24 protein-coding genes are annotated in these 23684 nt (G+C 53.8%); 11 read left to right on the top strand and 13 right to left on the bottom strand.

Annotation, left to right across the window (positions count from 1 at the left end; translation table 11 throughout):
• The first annotated feature begins 37 nt into the window (after positions 1–37).
• Together icd and D5067_RS13855 are read left to right on the top strand one after the other, a co-directional pair.
• Positions 38–1288 carry an NADP-dependent isocitrate dehydrogenase gene (gene icd / locus D5067_RS13860; RefSeq protein ID WP_119934631.1) on the top strand — a complete coding sequence of 417 codons (1251 nt, stop codon included), beginning with the start codon at positions 38–40 and terminating at the stop codon, positions 1286–1288.
• 106 nt (positions 1289–1394) lie between these two features.
• Positions 1395–1640: a YmjA family protein gene (locus tag D5067_RS13855; protein WP_119934630.1), complete on the top strand. Its 246-nt coding sequence runs from the start codon at positions 1395–1397 to the stop codon at positions 1638–1640.
• On the opposite strand, the gene D5067_RS13850 is transcribed toward D5067_RS13855, so the two are convergent.
• Positions 1609–3132, bottom strand: coding sequence for an EAL domain-containing protein (locus D5067_RS13850; RefSeq protein WP_119934629.1), 1524 nt, complete (start codon positions 3130–3132; stop codon positions 1609–1611). The two genes, D5067_RS13855 and D5067_RS13850, sit on opposite strands and share 32 nt — an antisense overlap.
• Before the next feature lie 197 nt (positions 3133–3329).
• On the opposite strand from D5067_RS13850, the gene pdeG reads away from it, so the two are divergent.
• Both pdeG and D5067_RS13840 read left to right on the top strand, forming a co-directional pair.
• A complete protein-coding gene (gene pdeG / locus D5067_RS13845) occupies positions 3330–4880 on the top strand; it encodes a cyclic di-3',5'-guanosine monophosphate phosphodiesterase PdeG (protein WP_411814037.1) in 1551 nt (516 codons plus the stop codon).
• Positions 4881–5187: 307 nt separating this feature from the next.
• Complete coding sequence (locus tag D5067_RS13840; protein ID WP_119934628.1) at positions 5188–5436, top strand: GlsB/YeaQ/YmgE family stress response membrane protein; 249 nt, start codon at positions 5188–5190, stop codon at positions 5434–5436.
• A gap of 129 nt (positions 5437–5565) precedes the next feature.
• Here the strand turns inward: D5067_RS13840 and D5067_RS13835 are convergent, their stop codons facing one another.
• Both D5067_RS13835 and D5067_RS13830 read right to left on the bottom strand, forming a co-directional pair.
• Complete coding sequence (locus D5067_RS13835; protein ID WP_119934627.1) at positions 5566–5664, bottom strand: YoaK family small membrane protein; 99 nt, start codon at positions 5662–5664, stop codon at positions 5566–5568.
• A 45-nt stretch (positions 5665–5709) separates the two neighbouring features.
• Positions 5710–6723 (bottom strand): GGDEF domain-containing protein, encoded by a 1014-nt coding sequence (locus D5067_RS13830; RefSeq protein ID WP_119935441.1) that lies wholly within the window; start codon positions 6721–6723, stop codon positions 5710–5712.
• 317 nt (positions 6724–7040) lie between these two features.
• Between D5067_RS13830 and D5067_RS13825 the strand changes: the two genes are divergently transcribed.
• Together D5067_RS13825 and D5067_RS13820 are read left to right on the top strand one after the other, a co-directional pair.
• Positions 7041–7295, top strand: coding sequence for a putative hemolysin (locus tag D5067_RS13825; protein ID WP_119935440.1), 255 nt, complete (start codon positions 7041–7043; stop codon positions 7293–7295).
• Positions 7296–7374: 79 nt separating this feature from the next.
• Positions 7375–7680, top strand: a complete 306-nt coding sequence (locus D5067_RS13820) for a hypothetical protein (RefSeq protein WP_119934626.1) — start codon at positions 7375–7377, stop codon at positions 7678–7680.
• On the opposite strand, the gene D5067_RS13815 is transcribed toward D5067_RS13820, so the two are convergent.
• On the bottom strand, positions 7681–8025 hold the full coding sequence (locus D5067_RS13815; protein ID WP_119934625.1) for a DUF488 domain-containing protein: 345 nt from the start codon (positions 8023–8025) through the stop codon (positions 7681–7683).
• 149 nt (positions 8026–8174) lie between these two features.
• Here D5067_RS13815 and D5067_RS13810 point away from each other — a divergent pair, with 149 nt between their 5' ends.
• Positions 8175–8882, top strand: a complete 708-nt coding sequence (locus D5067_RS13810) for a CTP synthase C-terminal region-related (seleno)protein (RefSeq protein ID WP_119934624.1) — start codon at positions 8175–8177, stop codon at positions 8880–8882.
• A gap of 31 nt (positions 8883–8913) precedes the next feature.
• On the opposite strand, the gene D5067_RS13805 is transcribed toward D5067_RS13810, so the two are convergent.
• Entirely contained in the window at positions 8914–10101 is a 1188-nt protein-coding gene (locus tag D5067_RS13805; protein ID WP_119934623.1) for a CynX/NimT family MFS transporter, read from the bottom strand.
• A 99-nt stretch (positions 10102–10200) separates the two neighbouring features.
• Between D5067_RS13805 and D5067_RS13800 the strand changes: the two genes are divergently transcribed.
• On the top strand, positions 10201–10992 hold the full coding sequence (locus D5067_RS13800) for an AraC family transcriptional regulator (RefSeq protein WP_119934622.1): 792 nt from the start codon (positions 10201–10203) through the stop codon (positions 10990–10992).
• On the opposite strand, the gene D5067_RS13795 is transcribed toward D5067_RS13800, so the two are convergent.
• From D5067_RS13795 to D5067_RS13785, 3 genes are all read right to left on the bottom strand, one after another.
• Positions 10976–11422 carry a DUF441 domain-containing protein gene (locus tag D5067_RS13795; RefSeq protein ID WP_014169633.1) on the bottom strand — a complete coding sequence of 149 codons (447 nt, stop codon included), beginning with the start codon at positions 11420–11422 and terminating at the stop codon, positions 10976–10978. The two genes, D5067_RS13800 and D5067_RS13795, sit on opposite strands and share 17 nt — an antisense overlap.
• 83 nt (positions 11423–11505) lie before the next feature.
• Positions 11506–13566: a glycoside hydrolase family 31 protein gene (locus D5067_RS13790; protein WP_119934621.1), complete on the bottom strand. Its 2061-nt coding sequence runs from the start codon at positions 13564–13566 to the stop codon at positions 11506–11508.
• Positions 13567–13582: 16 nt separating this feature from the next.
• Entirely contained in the window at positions 13583–14914 is a 1332-nt protein-coding gene (locus tag D5067_RS13785; protein WP_119934620.1) for a glycoside-pentoside-hexuronide (GPH):cation symporter, read from the bottom strand.
• A gap of 286 nt (positions 14915–15200) precedes the next feature.
• On the opposite strand from D5067_RS13785, the gene yoaI reads away from it, so the two are divergent.
• Positions 15201–15305 carry a small membrane protein YoaI gene (gene yoaI, locus D5067_RS13780; protein WP_235843206.1) on the top strand — a complete coding sequence of 35 codons (105 nt, stop codon included), beginning with the start codon at positions 15201–15203 and terminating at the stop codon, positions 15303–15305.
• Positions 15306–15326: 21 nt separating this feature from the next.
• On the opposite strand, the gene D5067_RS13775 is transcribed toward yoaI, so the two are convergent.
• The 3 genes from D5067_RS13775 to yeaG all read right to left on the bottom strand — a co-directional run bounded on the left by D5067_RS13775 (position 15327) and on the right by yeaG (position 19236).
• Positions 15327–15827: a YbaK/prolyl-tRNA synthetase associated domain-containing protein gene (locus D5067_RS13775; protein WP_119934619.1), complete on the bottom strand. Its 501-nt coding sequence runs from the start codon at positions 15825–15827 to the stop codon at positions 15327–15329.
• A 99-nt stretch (positions 15828–15926) separates the two neighbouring features.
• Positions 15927–17207 (bottom strand): YeaH/YhbH family protein, encoded by a 1281-nt coding sequence (locus tag D5067_RS13770; RefSeq protein ID WP_119934618.1) that lies wholly within the window; start codon positions 17205–17207, stop codon positions 15927–15929.
• 94 nt (positions 17208–17301) lie between these two features.
• Entirely contained in the window at positions 17302–19236 is a 1935-nt protein-coding gene (yeaG, locus tag D5067_RS13765) for a protein kinase YeaG (protein ID WP_112009406.1), read from the bottom strand.
• A gap of 433 nt (positions 19237–19669) precedes the next feature.
• Here yeaG and D5067_RS13760 point away from each other — a divergent pair, with 433 nt between their 5' ends.
• On the top strand, positions 19670–20416 hold the full coding sequence (locus D5067_RS13760; RefSeq protein ID WP_119934617.1) for a MipA/OmpV family protein: 747 nt from the start codon (positions 19670–19672) through the stop codon (positions 20414–20416).
• A 90-nt stretch (positions 20417–20506) separates the two neighbouring features.
• Positions 20507–21361 carry an aldo/keto reductase gene (locus tag D5067_RS13755; protein WP_119934616.1) on the top strand — a complete coding sequence of 285 codons (855 nt, stop codon included), beginning with the start codon at positions 20507–20509 and terminating at the stop codon, positions 21359–21361.
• Positions 21362–21423: 62 nt separating this feature from the next.
• On the opposite strand, the gene D5067_RS13750 is transcribed toward D5067_RS13755, so the two are convergent.
• Both D5067_RS13750 and gapA read right to left on the bottom strand, forming a co-directional pair.
• Positions 21424–22308, bottom strand: coding sequence for a D-hexose-6-phosphate mutarotase (locus D5067_RS13750; RefSeq protein WP_119934615.1), 885 nt, complete (start codon positions 22306–22308; stop codon positions 21424–21426).
• Between the two features lie 74 nt (positions 22309–22382).
• Complete coding sequence (gene gapA, locus D5067_RS13745) at positions 22383–23378, bottom strand: glyceraldehyde-3-phosphate dehydrogenase (protein ID WP_119934614.1); 996 nt, start codon at positions 23376–23378, stop codon at positions 22383–22385.
• Positions 23379–23684 lie beyond the last annotated feature (306 nt).

The raw sequence follows: 23684 nt of genomic DNA, 5'->3' as shown, positions 1-23684 counted from the left end.
GATCAGTAACAACCAGAAGCGCTCGAAGGAGAGGTTAATGGAAAGCAAAGTAGTTGTTCCGGCGGAAGGTAAAAAGATCACCCTGCAAGACGGTAAGATTAACGTTCCTCACAACCCTGTCATCCCGTTCATTGAAGGCGACGGTATCGGTGTAGACGTTACCCCGGCAATGCTGAAAGTGGTTGATGCCGCTGTTGAGAAAGCCTACAAAGGCGAGCGTAAAATTTCCTGGATGGAAATTTACACCGGTGAAAAATCTACTCAAGTTTATGGCCAGGACGTTTGGCTGCCAGCTGAAACGCTGGACCTGATCCGCGATTATCGCGTAGCAATTAAAGGCCCACTGACCACGCCAGTTGGCGGCGGTATTCGTTCTCTGAACGTGGCGCTGCGTCAGGAGCTGGATCTGTACGTGTGTCTGCGTCCGGTTCGTTACTACCAGGGCACCCCAAGCCCGGTTAAGCACCCTGAACTGACCGACATGGTTATCTTCCGCGAAAACTCAGAAGACATTTATGCCGGTATCGAATGGAAAGCGGACTCTGCTGATGCAGAAAAAGTGATTAAATTCCTGCGTGAAGAGATGGGCGTGAAGAAAATTCGCTTCCCGGAACACTGCGGTATCGGCATCAAGCCATGCTCAGAAGACGGCACCAAGCGTCTGGTGCGCGCAGCAATCGAATACGCAATCACCAACGACCGTGACTCTGTGACCCTGGTTCACAAAGGCAACATCATGAAGTTCACCGAAGGCGCGTTCAAAGACTGGGGCTACCAGTTGGCGACCGAAGAGTTCGGCGGCGAGCTGATTGACGGCGGCCCGTGGCAGAAGATTAAGAACCCGAACACCGGCAAAGAGATCATTATTAAAGATGTGATCGCCGATGCGTTCCTGCAGCAGATCCTGCTGCGTCCTGCTGAATACGACGTCATCGCCTGTATGAACCTGAACGGTGACTACATCTCCGATGCGCTGGCAGCTCAGGTTGGCGGTATCGGTATCGCCCCAGGCGCGAACATCGGTGACGAGTGCGCGCTGTTCGAAGCGACCCACGGTACTGCACCGAAATATGCCGGCCAGGACAAAGTGAACCCGGGCTCCATCATCCTGTCAGCAGAGATGATGCTGCGTCATATGGAATGGTTCGAAGCCGCAGACCTGATCGTTAAAGGTATGGAAGGCGCGATCAACGCGAAAACCGTAACCTATGACTTCGAACGTCTGATGGAAGGCGCTAAGCTGCTGAAATGCTCAGAGTTTGGCGACGCGATTATCGCGAACATGTAATCCAGACTCTGGGTTAATCAAGAACGGGAGCCGAAGGGTTCCCGTTTTTTTATGCCATTCTATATACTATGCGCTTAATCCTTTGTAAGTCAGACGAGAGCCCTCCATGAACAACGCCATTCCTCTGAAGTTTTACGACATCGTTGATGAGTATTCGACGGAAACCCAACAGCCGGTAAGCGAGCCCGAGCGCGATCCGCTGGCGCACTATTTTCAGCTGCTGCTCACCCGCTTAAGCAACAATGAGGAGATCAGTGAAGAAGCGCAGCAAGAGATGGCTGAAGTCGCGGGTATTCAGGCTCAGCGTATTGATGACGTCGCTAACTTCCTGAATCAATGGGGTAATGAGTAACAGCACCCGCGAGCATTTCCGCCAGTTCACTTCGGGTCAGCGATTTTGAGAAATACCAGCCCTGAACCAACGCGTCAGGGTAGCGTTCTGCAATAAAGTTAAATTGCGTTTCGCTCTCCACGCCCTCAAAGACCAGCGTTTTATTGAGCTTTGCGAGGGCGTCACTAAAGATGACGAAGATATCCTGCTTGTATTCTTCGCTGATGCCGTCAACCAGAGACTTGTCTATTTTGATCTCATCATAGTGGAGGTGGGAAAGCCTCGCGAGGTTGGAATTTTGCACCCCAAAATCATCAATCGATATTTTCACTTTTGCCGATTTCAACTCTTCGCAGAATGCCTCAAGTATGCTCGCGCTGGATACCGCGTTTTCCGATAGCTCGACTTTGATAAGCGATAAAGGAATATTATTCAGCAAACATTCACGACGTAACGCGTGCATAAAACGGCCGTCTTCAATCTCCGTTCTGCCGACATTCAGTGAAATGACGAGCTGATGTTTGATGGCGAGAGGGCCGACTTCTGAAAGAGACTTTTTAATCATGTTGATATAATAAAGATTGTATAGCCCAATTTTCTTTATCAACGGAATGAAGAGCTCCGGGGACACGTTCAGGTAATTATTATCCCGCCACCTCGACAGGACCTCTATCCCCACTATTTTTTTATCGTGCACACGGATAATGGGCTGATAGCTTGCGCTGATCGTATTGTTTCTCACCGCACGAACCAGCCTTCTTTCCACCGATAACCGGTCTTCATATAGTCGCACTGAAAAGAGCGTGAGGGAAAACCAGATGAAATATAAAAACGTGCAGAGAAGAATAAACGCAGCGGCAGAAAGCGAGGCCAGCCCGGCATCATGATGTTTCACCGTAACGCATAAATCCCATTTTTTACTGCACTGCGTGACGGTCAGGGTGAATAATGAAGACTGTAGCCAGCTGCGTTGTTCAGCGTTTGGCGTAACGGAAAAAAATGTTCTGCCAAAGTCTTTTGTCGTCGAAATAAGCGAGTAGCTTGCAGTGACCGGAGTGAACTTATCGTAGGCGTAGCGTGAGGTGAAAATAATCACGTTGTTATAAATCGCGGCATTGCCGATGAAAAAATCCTTGCGTGAGAATTGGGCGAGGGTAAAACCATTGGCCGTTTTATGCAGTTCGGCGGGGAGATCGACGGGGTGTGCCAGTTTTCCCCAAAAAGCCGTACAGACGACTTTACCATTTTCTATATAGCCGATATCGCCAAAATAGGTGCTATCAAGCCTGCTCTTTCTGTAGTTATCCAGGCTGTGTTTGTCACATCCCTGGGAAGTAATGCTTTTAAGCGCAAGCGCGACGTTTTGAGATAAGTCTTCAGAGTAATGCAAAAGGGTATGCGATATCTCAAGCTGCTTAATCTTTTGCTGCCCGGTGATGAGCGCATTGACGGCATAAAGCGACAGGACGACCAGAAGCGTTGAAATGAAAGCAACGGCAATGATCTTCTTCATTTTCAAGCTGTCCTGTTAGCTCCTTGATTTAATGAATCTTAACACACGCGTGTCCAGGAACAAGACTGATAATAACGGCAGGAAATTGTCTGTCGTCCGAACCGTTCGGTACCGCCTTATATTACAGCCTGCGCCTAATACAAAAGCATCAGTTTTTTGGGATGAATCTCAGCTAAGCTCTATTCAACGTAACAGAGATGCTTGTTTTTTCTTTTAAAGGAAAAATTGTGCGCAAAGCCTTCGTTCCAGCATTAAGTGCATTATGTCTCTTTCTGGCCGGCCTTCTGATTATCAACTGGCAGCTGTGGCATATGGCTGCGTTAACCAGTGCCGATACGGCCCGTGCGAGCGCTCGTAAAATTGATGCCATCCTCACCGAAGCGGTCAGTGCCGCAAAAACGGCTCAGGATGTTGCGGCCCTTGGGTGTACTCGCGCCGGGCAGCTTGAGCTCGGGACGCAGGCCGCGCTTAAGCCACATTTACGCGCCATCATGATCCAGCAGCACGACGCGATAATGTGCACCTCGCTGCCGGGGAATGGCTTACTGCTTGTCCATCCTGAAAGGTTTCCTCACGAGCGGCTGATGCTCCTGCCGGGAAGCCAGGCCGTCAACGGCGTTCCGGTTCTGCTTTTCCAGATGCCGATCCCGAATGGACGAGTGATTATCAGCATTAGCGATGCGCATCTGCACGATGTTCTCGCAGGCGCCCCTGATGAATCCCATCTGGCTCTGGTTGTCGGCTCGCGAATGATTCAGCCTGGTGGGGAGGTGAGTGACGTTTCGCCGCTGACGTCATCAACCTCACGCATGTCGTCAAAATACTTCTCTTTCAGTATGGTCTGGCAAGCTCCCGCCTTCTTGAGCGTGACGCGGCTGGTCCAGCAGGGATGGAGCTTGATCCTGCTGGTGCTTATGCTGTCGGTCGCCGTTGGTACTCTGTTGCGCCGCTACATGGGCAAAAGCACGAGCTTTGAAGAGGATCTGCGAAAGGCCATTTTGAAGGGGGACATTGTTCCTTACTATCAGCCGATAGTGAATGGCAATACCGGGGCGCTTTACGGTGTCGAAGTGTTGGCGAGGTGGAAACATCCGAAGTCAGGTTTTATTCCACCGGACGTGTTTATCCCCATTGCCGAGCGCAGCGGTCTCATCATTCCGCTAACGCGCGGGCTGATGGCGAAAGTCGTCAGTCAGTTAAAGCCGCTGGTGCCCAGACTGCCGGAAGGTTTCCACATCGGGATCAACATCAGCGCCAGACATATCAACGCGCCGTCATTCATTGGCGACTGCAGTGTTTTTGAAAAGGGGTTTGACGGCAATAAGGTCAAGCTGGTTCTCGAAGTTACGGAGCGGGAGCCGTTGATGGATAATCCTCATCTTGTGAAGAATCTGAATACGCTGCATCAGGCTGGTTTTGTGATTGCGCTGGACGATTTTGGTACCGGCTATTCAGGCTTATCCTGCCTTGATGCGCTCTCCATTGATTACATTAAAATCGACAGAAGCTTTGTGAACCGGGTTTCGGAGGAGAAAGATTCCACCCTCCTGCTGGACTGCGTCATCGAGCTGGCCAAAAAACTCTCGCTCAGCATCGTGGCTGAAGGGGTTGAAACGAAAGAGCAGCTTGAATACCTCAACCGCAATCAAATAACGCTCTTACAGGGCTACTATTTCGGTAAACCCGTCTCCTACCTCGATTTCATTAAGGTACTCCTGTCCAAACCGATAGGCCGACACGCGGCCTGAGGCCCCGGCGCAGGAAGCGTACGCGCAAAAAAAAGCCCACTATAAAGTGGGCAAGAAATACTGGAAGCAATGTGAGCAATGTCGTACTGAATACCTGAGTGTTTAACTCAACTATTCAATATTGAGAAAGATAATCTTTCTCAACAAAAGATGCAACCCCACGTTTAATGTGGAGCGACATTTTTTTTAGTTCATATTTTGCTCAAACGAATCGCGTGATCTCTCTCACAATTTCATTTCTGCGATCCTGTGCTATCCTTTTCTGTGTCACTGATTTAATGACAAAAACCATACAGAGAGGAAAGCTATGGGAATTTTATCCTGGATTATCTTTGGGCTGATTGCGGGGATCCTGGCGAAGTGGATTATGCCGGGCAAAGATGGCGGTGGTTTCTTCGTCACCGTAATACTGGGTATTGTGGGTGCAGTCGTGGGTGGCTGGATCAGCACCTTGCTCGGATTTGGCAAAGTCGATGGTTTCAACTTCGGTAGTTTTGCCGTCGCGGTAATTGGCGCGCTGGTGGTTCTGTTTATCTACAGAAAAATCAAAAGCTAAATCTGATACGTATTAAAAAAGGCTGCCTCAGGCAGCCTTTTTTACAGTGAGGGGTTACCACCAGCCGAGCTGTGTACCGGCGACGGCGACGACTGCCACAATCAACATAATGAGGGTTGTTTTTCGCATTTATGCCCCCGGCGCGGCGTAACCGCCAATGAAAAACCAAGCCAAAAAAACCACCGCCGTAATAAAAATAACGACCGGGAAGAGGATCCCTATTCTCATACCTTCACCTGTTTCGTTTTACCTAACGCCGTAGAGTGTACGGGGTTAATCGATAGTGAGAAAGCGTGTTTTGTTTTTTCCTTTTTTATCCTGATACATCGCGAGGTCCGCATCCCGTAACGCGCTGTCGGCATCGGTACTCGCGGGGTCAACCTCCACAACGCCAAGACTCGCGCCCGGATAAACAATATGCACCTGCCCAAGCCAGTATTCCCCGGCGATGCGGGCGTTGAGGCGCGTTTTAAGCAAATTAATTTCTTCATCGCCTTTACTCAGGCAGGCCACCAGGAACTCGTCGCCTCCCAGTCGGCCGATAATTTCGTCCTGTGTTTGTTCATCCGTCAGGCGCTTGCCCACTTCAATCAAGAAACGGTCGCCTGTTTCATGTCCAAAGCGGTCGTTGATGAGCTTAAAGTCATCCAGGTCGATGAACGCTATAACCGCATTGCGCTTAAGATGTTTTGCCAGTGAGAACAGGGTGGTAAGGTTCTCGAATATCGCCCGGCGGTTGGGCAGGCCGGTGAGGGCATCCGTATAGGAGTGGGCGATGAGCGCCGCGTTGGCCTCACGCAGCTGGGATACCAGCGACTCTTTCTGGATGTACTGCGCAATTAATCCGGCAAATAATCGGAGTACCTGCTCGCCCCGTTCGCTCAGCTCCTTTTGCTGCGTGCTGGTGGCGCACAGCGTTCCGTAAAGTGAACCATCAGCAAGATGAACAGGAATACTCATGTAGGTGGTAATACCCAGCGCTTTCGCCGCATCGCAGTCAGCCCACCGTTCGGCTACCCGGTTGCTGAAAATAGTGCCGCTATCTATTGCGCGCTTGCACAACGTATCGCCCCAGGGAACGCTCAGCCCTTCAGGGATCTGCATCTGCTTGCTGTTACGGGCGTAAAGGATATGCTGCAGCCGCGCATTGATATCCACTTTGGTCAGATAGGTTGATTCCATATCTGTCACAATTTCCAGCATCTCCAGCAGCTGGCGAACCAGGCCTTCGAGGGATTGCTCGGTGGAAAGCGTTTCTGAAACACGGGCAAGGATAATATCCGACATGACGTAGGTTGACTCCCATGCAGAAGACGCCTGTATCTGCATGTTATGCTGAAATTTTAGACTTCCGGCATAGTAAAACATGAATATAAAAAATTTAATATATTCATGGAGGTTTGAAAGCGGGGAGGCAGCACAAAAAAAGCCCCGCCGTTGAGAGCGGGGCAAAGACATCTTGATTACGGAATGATGTTCTCTGGTCATATCGAGAACAAGCCCACTATAGTGTTGAAAAGTGCAGGTTTAATGGAGAAATCATGGAGAAAATCCTGATGACCCGTTACCCTGATATTTTTCCGAACACTCAAAGGATCTTGATAATGAAATACTTGCTGCTGGCACTGGCGCTGCCACTTGTTGCCTGTACCACAAAAACCACGCCTCCCGACGCGCCCAACCCCCCTCATGTGGTGGGAATGGCGAACCCGGCCTCGGTCTACTGTCTGGAGAAAGGGGGGGAGCAAATCCCGGTTCAAAGCCCGCAGGGTGTGCGTACCGAATGCAAATTGCCCGGCGGTGAAGTTATAGATGAATGGGATCTCTTCCGTCGGGACCATCCGCAATCAGCCAGGTGACAGCGGCATCATGACTGCGATACACTTCTCTTTAGGATTATTCTTAGCCATCATTGGCAACACTTACCGCGAGAGAAGTATGTTTCAGTTAAAACCGGGCAGCCTGGCAATTATCATCGGCGCCCGTACCACGGCAGGTCGCCGTAATATTGGAAAATCTGTCGAGTTGTTTGGTCTTTGCCAGCCCGGTATGCGTTTCATGAACCCGGTGAACGGCGTGATGACCCAGCTGCCTGCCACGGCGGATCGCGCGCTGTGGCTCGTCACGGGGGACGTTTACGCGTTTGATAACCAGCATGGCTTCGCGTTTATTCGCCCGGAGCATCTGTTACCCCTCACGCCGGACGAGGCTTCACAAACGCGTGAAGAGCTGACGATCGGCTGATCACAGCTGACGCAGCCAGTCGGCTAATACCCGCGCGTGGTTCTGCTCACGGTTTTTCGCGCCGTAGAGCAGCGTTACGGTCTGCGTCCTGGCGATATCGGCTATGCGCTGGCCTTCGTCTTTTTGCTGCGCCAGCTCTTTGCGATACTCTGCACTGAACGTTGTAAAATCGATGGTTTCGCCGTGGAACGCTTTGCGGAGATCGCTGGAGGGCGTCAGGGCCTTACACCACTCGTCACAGGCAAGGTCGGTTTTTTTCACGCCTCGCGGCCACAGCCTGTCCACCAGAATCCGATAGCCATCTTTGGGATCCGCCTGCTCGTACACGCGTTTACACTGAATCATTCCCCCTCCTTAATGTTAATACCGAGAGCCCGAAGACTATAGCACGTCACTTTTACCCACCCAATTTAAGGTATTGTGATAACAGCAAAAGATCGGTAGTCTGAGGTTCCTTATGTTATCTGCTAATTTTCTGGCATAAGGAACCTTTCATGGAACTCTCCCCGGTTAAAACGACGCTGCGCATTGCGCTTGTCGGTGATTACAATCCCGATGTTATTGCGCACCAGGCGATCCCGCTCGCCATCGATGATGCCGCTGCTGTACTGGAACTCACTGCCGATTACGACTGGCTCGCCACGACAGAGCTGACAAGCCCCGAAGATCTGGTGGGTTACGATGCCATCTGGCTGGTCCCTGCCAGCCCGTATAAAAACGCTGAAGCCGCATTCATTGCCGCACGCTACGCGCGTGAAAACAGTATTCCATTCCTCGGCACCTGCGGGGGGTTCCAGCATGCGCTTATTGAGTATGCCCGCAACGTGCTGGGCTGGCACGATGCCGGTCATGCGGAGACCGATACCGAAGGCAGGATGGTGATTGCGCCGCTGACCTGCTCGCTGGTGGAAAAAACCGATACGATCGAACTGCGTAACAACACGCTTATCGCTAAAGCCTACGGCAGGCCGGAAATTGAAGAGGGATACCACTGCAACTATGGCGTCTCGCCGGAATTCGCCCAGGCGCTGGAGAGCGGTGATATGCGCGTTACCGGTTGGGACGATGGGGGGGAAATCCGTGCCGCGGAGCTGATCACCCATCCTTTCTTTGTGATCACCCTGTTCCAGCACGAGCGTGCGGCGCTGGATGGCCGTCCGGTGGTGCTGGCGCAGGCGATGCTGCGCGCAGCGCGAGGATAAAAAAGGCAGACCTTCGGGTCTGCCGCTGTTATTAACGGGGCGCTATCTCCCGGTCGCGCCCGGCAAGTACGCCGCATAAGGCCATGATCGTCGACGCCAGCGCGCAGGCTAACAGCGGGATCCGCCAGTCTCCCACCACATCGTGAATTTTCCCCATCAGCGGTGGCCCGCAGGCGGCCAGCAGATAGCCAATCGACTGTGCCATACCGGACAGGGCGGCAGCCTGATGAGCTGAACTGGCGCGCAGGCCAATGAACGTCAGGCCGAGGATCATGGTGGCTCCGGAGCCAAAACCGAAGACCAGCGTCCACACCACGGCCATGTCCGGCGCAAACCAGAACCCCGCCGCGCTCACGGCGCACATCAGGGCCACAAACCCGGCGACGCCGCGCTGGTCTTTCAACCGATGCAGTATCAGCGGAACGGCGAGCCCGGGGATAGCCGTGGCCAGCTGCAGGAGGCCGTGCATCGAACCCGCCTGCGTTTCGCTGTAGCCGTGGCTGAGTAAAATGGCGGGAAGCCAGCCGATAACGACATAGTAAATCAGCGAGTTAATCCCCAGAAAGAGCGTGACCTGCCAGGCTAGCGCAGAGCGCCAGATGCCGCGATTGTGTAACGCACCGGCGCCCGTCACCGTCGCAGCAGGCGTCTGACGCCACTGTGGCAGCCACAGCAGCAGCGCCACCAGCGGAAAGACCATCAGCATCAGCAGCGCGCCGTGCCATCCGGCATCTCCCAGCGCCAGAGGAACAACCAGCGCCGATCCTAAGGCGGCAGACGCGCCCATCGTCAGGGAATACGCGCCCGTGAGCTTGGCTACCTGGCCCGGAAAATCCCGTTTGATAAGCCCCGGAAGCAGCACGTTACCCAGCGCAATGCCGCACCCGATTACCGCAGTACCGATAAACAGCCACGTTGCAGAGGGGAGGGATCGAATACCAATGCCGGTGCAGATCAGCAGCAGAGCAATAAACAGGCTGCGCTCCATGCCGATGCGCCGGGCAACCCCGGCGGCGAGCGGGGAGATGAGCGCGAAAGCGAGCAGCGGCAGCGTGGTGAGCATGCCGGTTTGCGCCGTCGTTAACCCATAGTCATGTCTGATCGTGTCGAGCAGCGGGGCGGCACCGGTAAAGGTTACGCGAAGCGTCGTGGCAATCATCAGAATGCCGGCGATCAGCAGCGCACCCTGTTTCCCTGAAGGTCGAATAGCAGTAGTCATTATTTTCTCTTACGTTCATGCGAGCGCACACGATACCGATTTTCACCGCCGTTGAAATCAAGCTAAAATGACAGTTTATCGCTAATATCGGACAAATTGATGATTGGTCTTGGGCTGGAAGGTTACGATCCCGACAGCCAGCGCGATGCCGCGGTGGCGTTCCGCATCCGCGTGGTGGCGGAAGAGCAGCATATTCCAGAGCATCAGCACCGCAAGGGTCAGCTGATTCTGGCGCTGGGCGGCGCTATCACCTGCGAAGTAGAAAACGCCATGCTGATGGTGCCGCCGCAGTATGCGGTGTGGATCCCGGGACAAATGCCCCACAGCAATAAGGCCACGCCGGGCGCGCAGCTGTGCTTTTTGTTTATTGAGCCCGGCGCGCTGGGTTTGCCCGAACGCTGCTGCACCTTAAAAATATCGCCGCTGGTACGCGAGCTGATTTTATCTCTGGCGGATAAATCGCGCGTTCAGCTGCACGAACCCGCCACCGCGCGGCTTGTCGGGGTACTCTTTGACGAGCTGCCTTTACAACCTCAGGAACATCTGCAGCTACCCGTTTCACCCCATCCTAAAATTCGCCTGATGAGCGAGACCATGGCGAAGGAGCCAGCCGCCTGGCAAACGCTGGCGCAGTGGGCAAGCCACTTTGCCATGAGCGAGCGCAACCTGGCGCGGCTGGTGGTAAAAGAGACGGGATTAAGCTTTCGCCGCTGGCGGCATCAGCTTCAGCTGATTGTCGCCCTGCAGCTGCTGATTAGCGGGACGTCGGTTCAGCAGGCGGCACAGTCGCTGGGGTATGACTCTACCACCGCCTTTATCACCATGTTCAAAAAGGGGCTGGGACAAACGCCTGCCCGCTATATCGCCAGCCTGACTAGGACTTCCCAATAAACAGCGACACCAGCCCGGCCGCAATCAGTGGGCCAACCGGCACGCCGCGGAACAGGGCCACGCCAAGCACGGTACCGACCAGCAGGCCGGCCACCAGCGAGGGCTGGCTGCTCATCAGCGTCACGCCGCGTCCGCCCAGCCATGAAACAAAAACGCCCACCGCGATAGCGATCAGTGATTTCCAGTTCACAAAAGAGTGCAGCAGCGTCGAGGCGGGAAGCGTGCCGCTGGCGATGGGGGCCATTACCCCGATGGTTAAGATAATAATCCCGATGGTGAGGCCTTGTTTTTCTATCCACGGGAAGAAGGTGTTAAGCGGGGTCACGCGCACGATGATCAGCACCAGAATGGAGATAGCAACGGTGGTGTTGTGGCTCACAAAGCCGAGCGCGGCCAGTGCCAGAAGGATAAGCAGAGTAGGGTCGAACATGACGGGATCCTTGCCAAAAATAGTAAGCCTGATTACTGTACGCGCAAACGCGAGAGCAAACAGGCTTTTATAGAGAAATCCCTCTATTTTTGGGCGCTTGCCCGAGTTCGGCTCACCAGCTCTTGCACCAGCTCGCTGCCTTCACGAATAAATACCGGGATGGTGTCAAGCGATGCCTGTACCCTGATACGATCGCCGCCAGCATAGCGTTCCCCCTTCAGATCGACCCAGTTATTTCCGGCCGGGAGCCAGACGTCGCGCTCGCGCTGGCCCGCATGCAGGACCGGTGCAATGAGCAGGTCCTCGCCAAACAGATACTGGTCTTCCGTCTCCCAGCTTTGCGTCTCCTGCGGGTAGTGCCAGAACAGGGGGCGCATCAGCGGATCGCCGTGCTGGTGGGCGTTCTCATACAGTGCATCAATATACGGCCGCAGTTTTTCGCGTACGGAGAGCCAGTGCTGCATGATGGCGTAATTCTCTTCCCCGTAGCTCCACAGCTCGTTTGGCGAGCCGCTGTTGCACTGCGGAATACCGTCGCGGTAGCGCTCCGGCGGCTGGATCTGCGGTTCACGATAGCCGTGCATGCGCAGTACCGGGGTAAATACCGCCCACTGGAACCAGCGAATCAGCAGCTCATGGAACGCCGGGTCGTTAACGTTCCCGCCCTGAAAACCGCCGATATCCGTGGTCCACCACGGGATGCCTGCCATCCCCATGTTGAGACCGGCAGCGATCTGGTTACGAAACGCGTGGAATGAGGAGTGAACGTCCCCTGACCAGGCCAGAACCCCGTAGCGCTGGCTGCCCGCCCAGGCGCAGCGTACCAGGTTTACAATATCCGTCTCACCGTTGGCCTGCAGACCATCATAAAACCCTTGCGCGAAATCGCGCGGGTAGCGGTTACCCACCTCCAGCACCGGGCCCGCGTAATAGCGATAGTTGTCGAAATCATAGGCGCGGTATTCCGGCTCTGCCTCGTCGAGCCAGAACAGTTTGATGCCCAGATCGTAATAATTTTCCTTCACCGTGTCCCAGACAAACTGCCGAGCCTGCGGATGCGTAGCGTCAAAGAAGGTGGTATTGCCCATAAAGTCGAGGTTCACCTGCACGCCGCGTTCGCTGCTGACCAGCCAGCCTTTGGCCTTCATCAGCGGATAGAGCGGGCTGCGGGCTTCAACCGTTGGCCAGACGGAGACCATCAGCGCGATGCCGAGCTCGCGCAGCTCGTCAACCATTGCTTTCGGGTCGGGCCAGTCGACGGGATCAAAGCACCATGTACCCTGGTTCGGCCAGTGGAAGAAGTCGATAACCATCACCGAGATCGGCAGATTGCGGCGGCGATACTCCCGCGCGACCTCCAGCACTTCCTCCTGCGTGCGATAGCGCAGCTTGCACTGCCACAGTCCGCTGATAAACTCCGGTGCCTGCGGTGGGGTGCCGGTGGCTTTTACATACTGGCGGGTAATCTGGGCTACGCTATCGGCTGCGGTTATCCAGTAATCCATCTCACCCGTTACGCGGGCGCGCCATTCCGTCTGGTTTTTGGCAAAGCTGGCTTCGCCAATGGCCGGGTTATTCCACAGGAGGCCGTAGCCCAGGCTGGACTGCATAAAGGGAACGCTCGCCTGAGAGTTACGCTGCGCCAGTTCCAGCGTGCAGCCTTTCAGATCCAGCCACGGCTGCTGGTACTGACCCATGCCGTAGATGCGCTCGTTTGGGCGAGATTCAAACCGAACCGTAAGCTGATATTTACCGCCCGCCAGCGGCTTAAATTCACGACCATCGAGCTTGAGGGCGCTAACGTATTTATCCTGGCTCTTTTCACTGGCACCGATGCCGACGGTAGACCGCTGGCGCCACATCTCTTCCAGCAGCAGTTCGCCGCGCTGGTTATAGAAAGCCAGCTGTCCCTTAAGATTGAGCGTTGCGGTGATATTGCCGTTACGCAGCGTCAGGCTTTCCGCTTCAGCCGTAATATCAGCGTGGCAGGGTACGGCAGGCAGTAGCGCATGCTCTGCATCGCTAAATTCCGGGGAGCAGGTCGCCCGGACGCGCAGGCTGTTTTCTCCCCAGGGTTCGATGCGCAGGATCTGACGCTCAAAACGCCATTCAATACTGTTGGAATGTTGAATCAGTTCACTCATGGATAACGCGTCCTTTTTAAACCGTGTGTTTGGCGAGTTGGATTGATTTCATCGTGCTGTCGTCAAGTTTGTACCAGCGCAGCGTGGCGAAAGCGCAGAGCGAGAGCACCCCGGGCACGATGGTAAAGAGGGCGATAATGCAGTACATAGCCGTGGAGGTCTGCTCTGCGGCATTCGGGACATAGCCGCTAAAGCCCAGCGTCCAGCCGACAATCGCGCCGCTGATGGCCATCCCCAGCTTCAGCACGGCGAGGAAGGTAGAGAAGATCACGCCGTCCATACGTTTGCCCTGCGTGTATTCACCGTAGTCGGCAACGTCCGCCATCATCACCCACATTAGCGTGGTGGTGGCCTGGTAGAGCGTGGAGACGATGAAGGTCATTGGAACCAGAACCAGCACCGATTTCGGCGCAAAGAACAGCGCGATGCTCAGCACGCCCGCGATGACCGAACAGTAGCCAAACATCTGCACTTTGCTGTAATTGTGGGTGAGACGTTTTGACAGCGCGCTGCCTGCCGCTTTACCCAGAATATGGGCCCCCAGCATCCACATAAAATAGCTGGCGCTGCCGAGATAATAGGTGACGAAATACATCATTGCTCCGAGGCGAATAACCCCAAAGCCAATGTTGGTTAATACCAGCACGGCGACAACGCGCCACTGATCGTTTCGCAATAAATCCTTTAGCTCTGAAAGGTAATTATTATGGGTAGCGGGTGCGTTAATACGCTCGCGGGTATTTGCAAAACAGATCCAGAACATAATGACCGCGACGGTTGCCATAATGGCCATCGCCCAGCGGTAGCCCATTAATTTATCGTCGCCCCCTAAAAATTCCGCCAGCGGCATCATAAAGAAGGTGGAGAGCGCGCCTCCTAGTGTGGCGAGGAAAAAACGATAGGACTGCAGGGAAATGCGTGCGTCATTGTCAGGCGTAATCACCGCGCCCATTGAGCAATATGGAATATTGATGGCGGTGTACATCAGCATCATCAGGGTATAGCTGACGGTGGCGAAGATCATTTTACCGTGCAGGTCGAGAGATTCCGGCACGGCATAGGTGAGCAGGCAGCTTGCGCCAAAGGGCAGCGCAAGCCAGAGCATCCACGGGCGGAATTTCCCCCAGCGGGTGCGGGTCCGATCGGCGATATAGCCCATTGCCGGGTCGATAATGGCATCAGCCGTGCGCGCCAGCAGGAACATGGTTCCCACAAAAGCCGCCGGAAGCCCTACAACGTCCGTGTAATAGAACGTCAGAAAAATAATCACGTTATCCAGCCCAATATGGCTGGCCATATCACCTAATCCGTAGCTGATTTTTTCTTTGCGGGTAATCGTCTCGCTCACTGTTATCACCTTGCCCGTGTAAGGTTTATATATAAAACGTTGTGTTAAACATGTTTAACCACCTCATGGACATTAACAATTGCGAGATTTGGCAATAGGGTTACGGAAACTCTTTTTCGTGATACCGGTAACAATTTGCTGAGACGTATTATTGTCTTGCAGTGGCAGCGTATTTTTTATGAATCGTTTCAGCCTGAATAATATTCATCAGGCTGTCCCGAATCTGTCATGTCACTGTCATTATGCGGGGGTAAAAAAGGGTAAACGGGGCAAAAGGGATCGCATCATGAACGATCAAATGTTTGTTGAAACGCTGATTATCTCTTCAACATTTTTAAGCATTGCCGTTATTCTGGTGTTGTCAGTGCTGTTTCTGGAAAAAAACGGCTGACGGACACGCCAGCCGTCCATTTTAGTCTTTACGGAACACAACCAGCTCGGGACGGGCAATACGCAGGTAATCCTGAGTATCCATAACCACGGACTTTTCCAGCAGCCCAGCGTTGAACGCGATTTCGTCGTAACGCTCGAAGAGCAGCGGATCGGCAACCAGCGCCAGGTCGGGGTGGAAGCTGAACGGCGGGATAGCGCCAAACACGCATGCGGTGAGGGTATCGACTTCAGCCGGGCTGGCGAGAGAGGCTTTTAACCCACCAAAATGGTTTGCCAGCTGGCTTAAGTCAGCCTGTCGATCGGCCGCCAGTATCGCCAGAACGAGTTTTTTAACGCCGTTTCCCTTCACCTTGCAGACCAGCGCTTTTGCGCCTTGCCCCAGCGCGGTGCCGCGAAATTCACTTACCGCTTCACATTTCCCGACGGCCTCATGCTCCATCACGCGAAACCGCGCGCCCTGTTCGGTAAGTAAGGTAATTAGCTTATTGTGGGTAGCCGTCCCGGTAACCTCTTCAGACATGGCGATTTTCCCTGTTAAATGTCAGTACGCAGCGCTCTACATTAGCACGGAGAGGTAGGGGCAGAAAGAAAACAGCCAGCGAATTCGCTGGCTGTTGGGTTATGCGTTGCTGGCGCTGGACTGTTTGTGGAACAGCTCCCTGAACACCGGGTAGATATCATCCTGATCGCGAATATGCTGCATCGCAAAGTTATCAAACATGGATTGCAGATGTTCATACTCGCGCCACAGCGTCTGGTGCGCGCGGCGCGTGATCTCGATATAGCTATAGTAACGCACCACCGGCAGAATTTTCTTCGCCAGAATCTCGTGACACAGCGGTGAGTCGTCGGCCCAGTTATCGCCATCCGACGCCTGCGCGGCATAGATGTTCCACTGCGCCGGGTCGTAACGCTCTTTCACCACTTCATCCATTAGCTTCAGGGCGCTGGAGACGATGGTCCCGCCGGTCTCCTGCGAGTAGAAGAACTCATGTTCATCGACCTCCTTGGCCTGGGTATGGTGGCGGATATACACCACCTCGACGTTCTTATAGGTTCTGCTCAGGAACAGATAAAGCAGGATATAAAAACGCTTCGCCATGTCCTTGGTGGCCTGGTCCATCGAGCCGGAGACGTCCATCAGGCAGAACATGACCGCCTGGCTGGAGGGCTCGGGACGTTTTTCGTAGTTCTTGTAACGCAGATCGAAGGTGTCAATAAACGGCACCCGGTCGATTTTCGCGCGTAGCTCGGCGATCTCTTTTCGCAGACGCTCCTCTTCCAGCAGCTGCGCCGGTTCGGTGTTCTCCACGACCTTAAGGCTGGTTTCCAGCTCGCGCAGTTCGCGCCGTTTCCCTGCGGTCATCGCCGTACGGCGCGCCAGCGAGTTCTGCAGAGAACGCACGACGCTGATATTGGCGGGCACGCCGTTGGCGGTATAGCCCGCGCGATGGGTTTTATATTCATTAAGCTGACGGTGCTGGTTCTTTTTCAGATTAGGCAGCGCCAGATCTTCGAAGAGCAGGTCGAGATATTCGTCTTTGGAAATCTGGAAGACAAATTCATCCTGGCCTTCACCGTCCTGGCTGGCCTGGCCCTGACCGCTTCCTGAACCGCCGCCGCCCTGCGGGCGCTCGATTCTGTCATTCTGAACGAAGTGGTCATTGCCAGGGTGTACGCGATGGCGCAGGCCGCCTCGCCCCTGATGAAACATCGGTTCGCTGATGTCATCGGTAGGGATGGAGACAGACTCGCCGCTGTCGACGTCGGTCACCGAGCGTTTGTTGATGGCCTCGGAGATCGACTGTTTAATTTGCGATTTATAACGACGCAAGAAGCGCTGGCGGTTTACCGTGCTCTTGTTTTTGCCGTTAAGACGCCGGTCAATAAACCAGGTCATATATCCCCCGTACTGCATTTGCCAACTTGCAGCGTCCGTAAGTACCCGGACATTTTGTCGGCCCGGCAAGCGCGAGCGCTACCGGGCGCTTGTTTTAAGACGATTTACGCACGCGCAGATACCATTCGCAGAGCAGGCGAACCTGTTTGCGGGTATAGCCTTTCTCCATCATACGGTCGACAAAATCGTCGTGCTTTTTCTGCTCGTCGGTTGAGGTTTTGGCGTTAAACGAAATCACCGGCAGCAGCTCCTCGGTATTAGAGAACATTTTCTTCTCAATGACCGTGCGCAGTTTTTCGTAGCTGGTCCAGTTCGGGTTGCGTCCGTTGTTGTGCGCGCGGGCGCGCAGGACAAAGTTCACAATCTCATTACGGAAGTCTTTCGGGTTACTGATACCGGCAGGCTTCTCGATTTTTTCCAGCTCCGCGTTCAGGGATTCCCGGTCAAACAGCTGGCCGGTATCCGGGTCGCGGTACTCCTGATCCTGGATCCAGAAGTCGGCATAGGTGACGTAACGGTCGAAGATGTTCTGCCCGTATTCCGAATAGGATTCCAGATAGGCGGTCTGGATCTCTTTGCCGATGAACTCGGCGTATTTCGGGATCAGGTAGCCTTTGAGGAACTCAAGATAGCGTTCGGCAAGCTCCTGCGGGAACTGTTCGCGCTCGATTTGCTGCTCCAGCACGTAGAACAGATGTACCGGGTTGGCCGCCACTTCCGCATGGTCAAAGTTGAACACGCGGGAGAGGATTTTAAATGCAAAGCGGGTAGAGAGGCCGTTCATCCCCTCGTCGACGCCGGCGTAGTCCCGGTATTCCTGGTATGACTTCGCTTTCGGGTCGGTATCTTTCAGGCTTTCACCGTCATAGACGCGCATTTTTGAGTAGATGCTGGAGTTTTCCGGCTCTTTCAGACGCGACAGGATAGAGAAGCGTGACAGCGTTTCCAGGGTGCCCGGGGCACAAGGGGCATGCACCAGCTCACTGTGGTTGAGCAGCTTCTCGTAAATTTTGATCTCTTCGGAGATCCGCAGGCAATAAGGCACTTTGACGATGTATACGCGGTCAAGGAACGCCTCATTGTTTTTATTATTACGGAAAGTCACCCACTCTGATTCGTTCGAGTGCGCCAGGATGATGCCGTTAAACGGCAGGGCAGAGATCCCCTCCGTCCCGTTGTAGTTCCCTTCCTGGGTGGCCGTCAGCAGCGGATGCAGCACCTTAATGGGCGCTTTAAACATCTCGACGAATTCCATGATCCCCTGGTTTGCGCGGCACAGCGCGCCGGAATAGCCGTAGGCGTCCGGATCGTTTTGCGCGTGGTGCTCCAGCTTACGGATATCCACCTTACCGACCAGCGCAGAAATATCCTGGTTGTTCTCATCACCCGGTTCCGTTTTGGCGATGGCGATCTGTTCCAGAATCGACGGCCAGACTTTGACGACGCGGAATTTGGTGATATCCCCGCCAAACTCGTGCAGGCGTTTGGCCGCCCACGGCGACATAATGGTGCCGAGGTAGCGGTGCGGAATGCCAAACTCTTTATCCAGAATCTGCGCATCCTCCTGCGGATTAAACAGGCACAGCGGATGGTCATTCACCGGGCTGCGCTCGCCGTTTGCACTCAGCACATAAATCGGCACGCGCTGCATCAGCGCTTTCAGGCGCTCAGCAAGCGACGATTTACCGCCGCCCACCGGGCCGAGTAAATAAAGGATCTGTTTCTTCTCTTCCAGACCCTGCGCAGCATGTTTCAGATAGGAGACAATCTGTTCAATGGCATCTTCCATGCCATAGAACTCTTCAAACGCGGGATATCGGGCGACCACCCGATTCGAAAATAGACGGGAAAGCCGAGGCTCCAGGGCAGTGTCAACCATGTTTGGTTCACCAATAGCCATCAATAGCCGTTCTGCCGCGTTGGCATAGGCACTGCGATCTTGCCGACAAATGGTAAGAAACTCCTGCAGTGTGAACTCTTCGTCCTTGGCAGCTTCATAGCGCTGGCGATAGTGATCGAATATATTCATGGCATGCCGTCCTTTCGTTTTTTAGCACAGGATAAGAGCCGTTCGTATGAGTAGTGGAGGCTCCCGGAAGAGAATTTCTCACACCTCACTGCCAGAGCAGCAACCTGTGTGCCAGGTCAGACGCTAAGAAGTGCGGGGGTGTTCAGCAAAATCTCTTCTTAAATTAAAGCGTAGATGGCATTTGCAAAACTTGCATGCCGATAAAATCTACTTTCAATGACATATCAATAACTCATCCAAAAATTGCCACTCTTGTTATAAGGCCGAAGCGTCGTTTTCATTCTTCGGTCACATAGCTGAAAGCAAGGTGTCATCTGAAAAGTTAAAAATAACGGGTTAATCAAACTCATTAGCGGGCAAAAAATTTTGGGATGTGCGGGAATGACGGTTACACTTCACCCGCTGATTATTTGACTACAGGAAAGAATGGATTGTGACCAAACTCAAACTTCTGGCATTGGGCATCCTTGCCGCTACCGCAGTTAGCACCGCACAGGCGGAAAGTCAGTGGACTGTTGGCGCGGGCGCGGGGGTTATTAACAGCCCGTACAAGCAGTATGACCGCGATGTGTATCCCGTTCCCGTTGTCACCTATGAAGGCGATAACTTCTGGTTCCGTGGCCTGGGCGGCGGGTACTATCTGTGGAACGATACGGCCGATAAACTCTCCATCATGGCCTACTACGATCCGACGCACTTTAAGCCAGGCGACAGCGACAGCAACGCGCTTCGCCAGCTGGACAAGCGCAGAAGTTCGCTGATGGCGGGTCTTTCTTACGTGCATAACACCCAGTACGGCTTCCTGCGTACCGCGCTGGCAGCGGATACCCTGGACAACAGCAACGGCTTCATCTGGGATCTGGCGTGGCTCTACCGTTATACCAACGGCGCGTTGACCCTGACGCCGGGTATTGGTGTGCAGTACAGCAGTGAGAACTACAACGACTATTACTATGGCGTATCTAAGCGTGAGTCCCGCCGTAGCGGCCTGAACAGCTACAGCGCTGATGATGGCTGGGATCCATACCTGGAACTGACCGCGAGCTATAACTTCCTCGGCGACTGGAGCGTCTACGGCACCGGCCGTTACACCCGCCTGAGCGATGAAATCAAAGACAGCCCGATGGTCGACAAATCCTGGTCTGGACTCTTCTCCGTGGGTGTGACCTACAAGTTCTGATTGTGCATTATTACAGTGCATTCTGTGCATGAAAACGGGGCGCTTGCGCCCCGTTTGCTTTAGGGTGGTGCAACAAAACAGGAGAGTGATATGAGCGTAAAAACCGTGGCATTTTCCAACAGCCGTTCAATCCCCGCGATTGGGCAGGGCACCTGGTATATGGGTGAAAAGGCGAGCCAGCGTAAAACCGAGGTGAATGCACTGCGTGCGGGCATCGATCTTGGGCTGACTCTGATCGATACGGCTGAAATGTATGCTGAAGGCGGGGCGGAAGAGGTGGTCGGCGAGGCGATAAAAGGCCAGCGCGACAAAGTCTATCTGGTGTCCAAAGTGTACCCGTGGAATGCGGGCGGCCAGAAAGGGCAGGCAGCGTGCGAAGCCAGCCTCCGTCGTCTGGGCACCGATCGTATTGACCTTTACCTGCTGCACTGGCGCGGGAACGTTGGCCTCGATGAAACCATCGCGCTGATGAACAACCTTCAGCAGCAGGGCAAAATTGGCCGCTGGGGCGTGTCGAATCTGGACATCGACGACATGCAGGCGCTGTGGCGTGAGGAGGGCGGCTCTGCCTGTGCGACCAATCAGGTGCTGTACCATCTTGCGTCGCGCGGTATTGAATACGATCTGCTGCCCTGGTGTCAGCAGCAAAATATGCCGGTGATGGCCTACTGCCCGCTGGCGCAGGCCGGGCGCTTGCGAACGGGGTTGATGAACCATCCGGTAGTCAATGAGATTGCCCGTAACCATGAAGCAACCGCCGCGCAAATCCTGCTGGCGTGGGTTATACGTTATAAAGGCGTTATGGCCATCCCGAAAGCGGCATCCATTGAACACGTTAAAGCGAATGCGGCGGCGTTAGATATCACGCTTACTGGCGAAGAGTTACGCCTTTTAGATAATGCTTTCCCGGCCCCGGAAGTGAAAACCCCGTTAGACGTTGTTTAAACATGCACTGATTATCCCCTCTCCCCTGTGGGGAGAGGGCCAGTGTGAGGGGCGCTTTTCTCTTAGCGCTTCACAATCTTAATCGTCTGCCCCAGGCGAGAGGGTTTTTCATCGCTCGCTCTCTGCAGTTCAGTGACGCACGCCGTCTCTACGCAGACAAACGTTTTGTAACCGTCGTCAGGAACGTCCGCCATGCTGACGGAAAGCGCCGGCCCCGGGTTCCAGCCTACGACGTTGCTGTGATGATGGTGAACCACGTCGATAGTGCGATTCAGCGCGCCGTCGTGGATCACGCTGCAGGATTCAGGATGCAGGTACACGCGGTCGGTGCGGTCCGGGAAGGTCTGCACGCCATCACTCAGTTTCCCTTCTTTGGCGTTGTCCACCTTGTCGATAAAGGTATCGCCGAGGCCGCTCACTTTTACCGCGCCGATGTCGCCAACGTTGAAATAGGTATGCAGGGCGGATGAGGTTTCAAACTCGCCGTGCGCTTCCAGTTCGATTTCGCAGGTTTTACCCAGCTTAAAGCGGGCGTACAGCGTGAAATCGTGCGGCCACAGGGCTCGGGTTTCATCATTTGCCTGCAGCTCAAAGGTCAGCACTGCGCCGTTATCATCTTCATTGTGAGCTTTCAGCGTCCACTGTTGATTACGGGCAAAACCGTGTGCAGGCAGACCCTGCTGTGCCGCCGGGCCGAACCACGGCCAGCAGATCGGGACGCCACCGCGGATTGCGGCACCTTTCTTAAAGGAGGTTGCATTGCTCAGCCACAGGCCTTCCACTTCGCCTTCTGGTTTCCAGGAGAGCAGGTGGGCGCCGTTAAGGGCTACGGACGCTTTTACGCGCGGGTGGTCAACGACGATAACATCAGCACCGTCAATCTGGCGGCGGGAGAGCACAGGGGTAAGTTGTTCGACTACCGGAAGTGCAAAAATTTTATTAATCATTAAGCAATCCTCTGTCTTGAAGCAATAAAAAAGGCGACCGAAGTCGCCTTTTTGGATCAGATTCTCATCTCAACTTATTTGGAGATGTGAGCGATCAGGTCCAGTACTTTGTTAGAGTAGCCGGTTTCGTTGTCGTACCAGGAAACCAGTTTAACGAAGTTGTCGTTCAGTGCGATACCAGCTTTAGCATCGAATACTGAAGTGCAGATTTCGCCGTTGAAATCGGTAGATACAACGTCGTCTTCGGTGTAGCCCAGAACGCCTTTCATTGCGCCTTCGGAAGCAGCTTTGATTGCTTTCTTAATTTCTTCATAAGAAGCAGCTTTTTCCAGACGAACGGTCAGGTCAACTACGGAAACGTTAGGAGTAGGAACGCGGAACGCCATACCCGTCAGTTTACCGTTCAGCTCTGGCAGTACAACGCCTACAGCTTTAGCAGCACCGGTAGAAGATGGGATGATGTTCTGTGCTGCGCCACGGCCGCCGCGCCAGTCTTTATGAGACGGGCCATCAACGGTTTTCTGAGTAGCGGTAGTTGCGTGAACGGTGGTCATCAGGCCTTCAACGATACCGAAGTTGTCGTTGATAACTTTAGCCAGTGGTGCCAGGCAGTTGGTGGTGCAGGATGCGTTGGAAACGATGTCCTGGCCAGCATATTTTTCGAAGTTAGCGCCTTTAACGAACATAGGCGTGTTGTCTTTGGATGGACCAGTCAGAACAACTTTCTTCGCACCCGCGGTGATGTGTTTACGCGCGGTTTCGTCGGTCAGGAAGATACCGGTTGCTTCAGCAACAACGTCAACACCGATTTCGTTCCATTTCAGGTTAGCTGGGTCTTTCTCAGCAGTAACGCGGATGGTTTTACCGTTAACAACCAGGTGGCCGTCTTTCACTTCAACGGTGCCGTTGAAACGACCGTGAGTTGAGTCGTACTTCAGCATGTACGCCATGTATTCAGCGTCCAGGAGATCGTTGATACCAACGATTTCGATGTCAGAACGTTCCTGAGCAGCACGGAAAACAATACGGCCGATACGGCCAAAACCGTTGATACCTACTTTGATAGTCATATATTCCACCAGCTATTTGTTAGTGAATAAAAGGTTGCCTGTAAAATTACAAAAACCTTACGCAGCGTCAAGCGGAATCGTGTCAATCATTGCGACAAATCAATCCTGTGACTAACGTTTGTGCGACTGACTCGCCTCACTTTCCCTTTGAGCTAGCAACCACATGGGGGCTGCGCCCGGAATTTTAAAGGCCTCGCAGGATAAAAGTGTGAAATAGATCACAATTGCCTGACCGCCTTTTTGCGACACATAAGTTTAGAACAAAAGTGCACGCGCCGGTGTTAATGTTTTGTTAGAATCTGGGTT

The sequence above is a fragment of the Enterobacter huaxiensis genome, from assembly GCF_003594935.2.
In the GTDB taxonomy this organism is placed as follows: Bacteria; Pseudomonadota; Gammaproteobacteria; order Enterobacterales; family Enterobacteriaceae; genus Enterobacter; species Enterobacter huaxiensis.
Note: the sequence above shows the minus strand (reverse complement) of the source record. Positions and strands in the feature narration are given on the sequence as shown.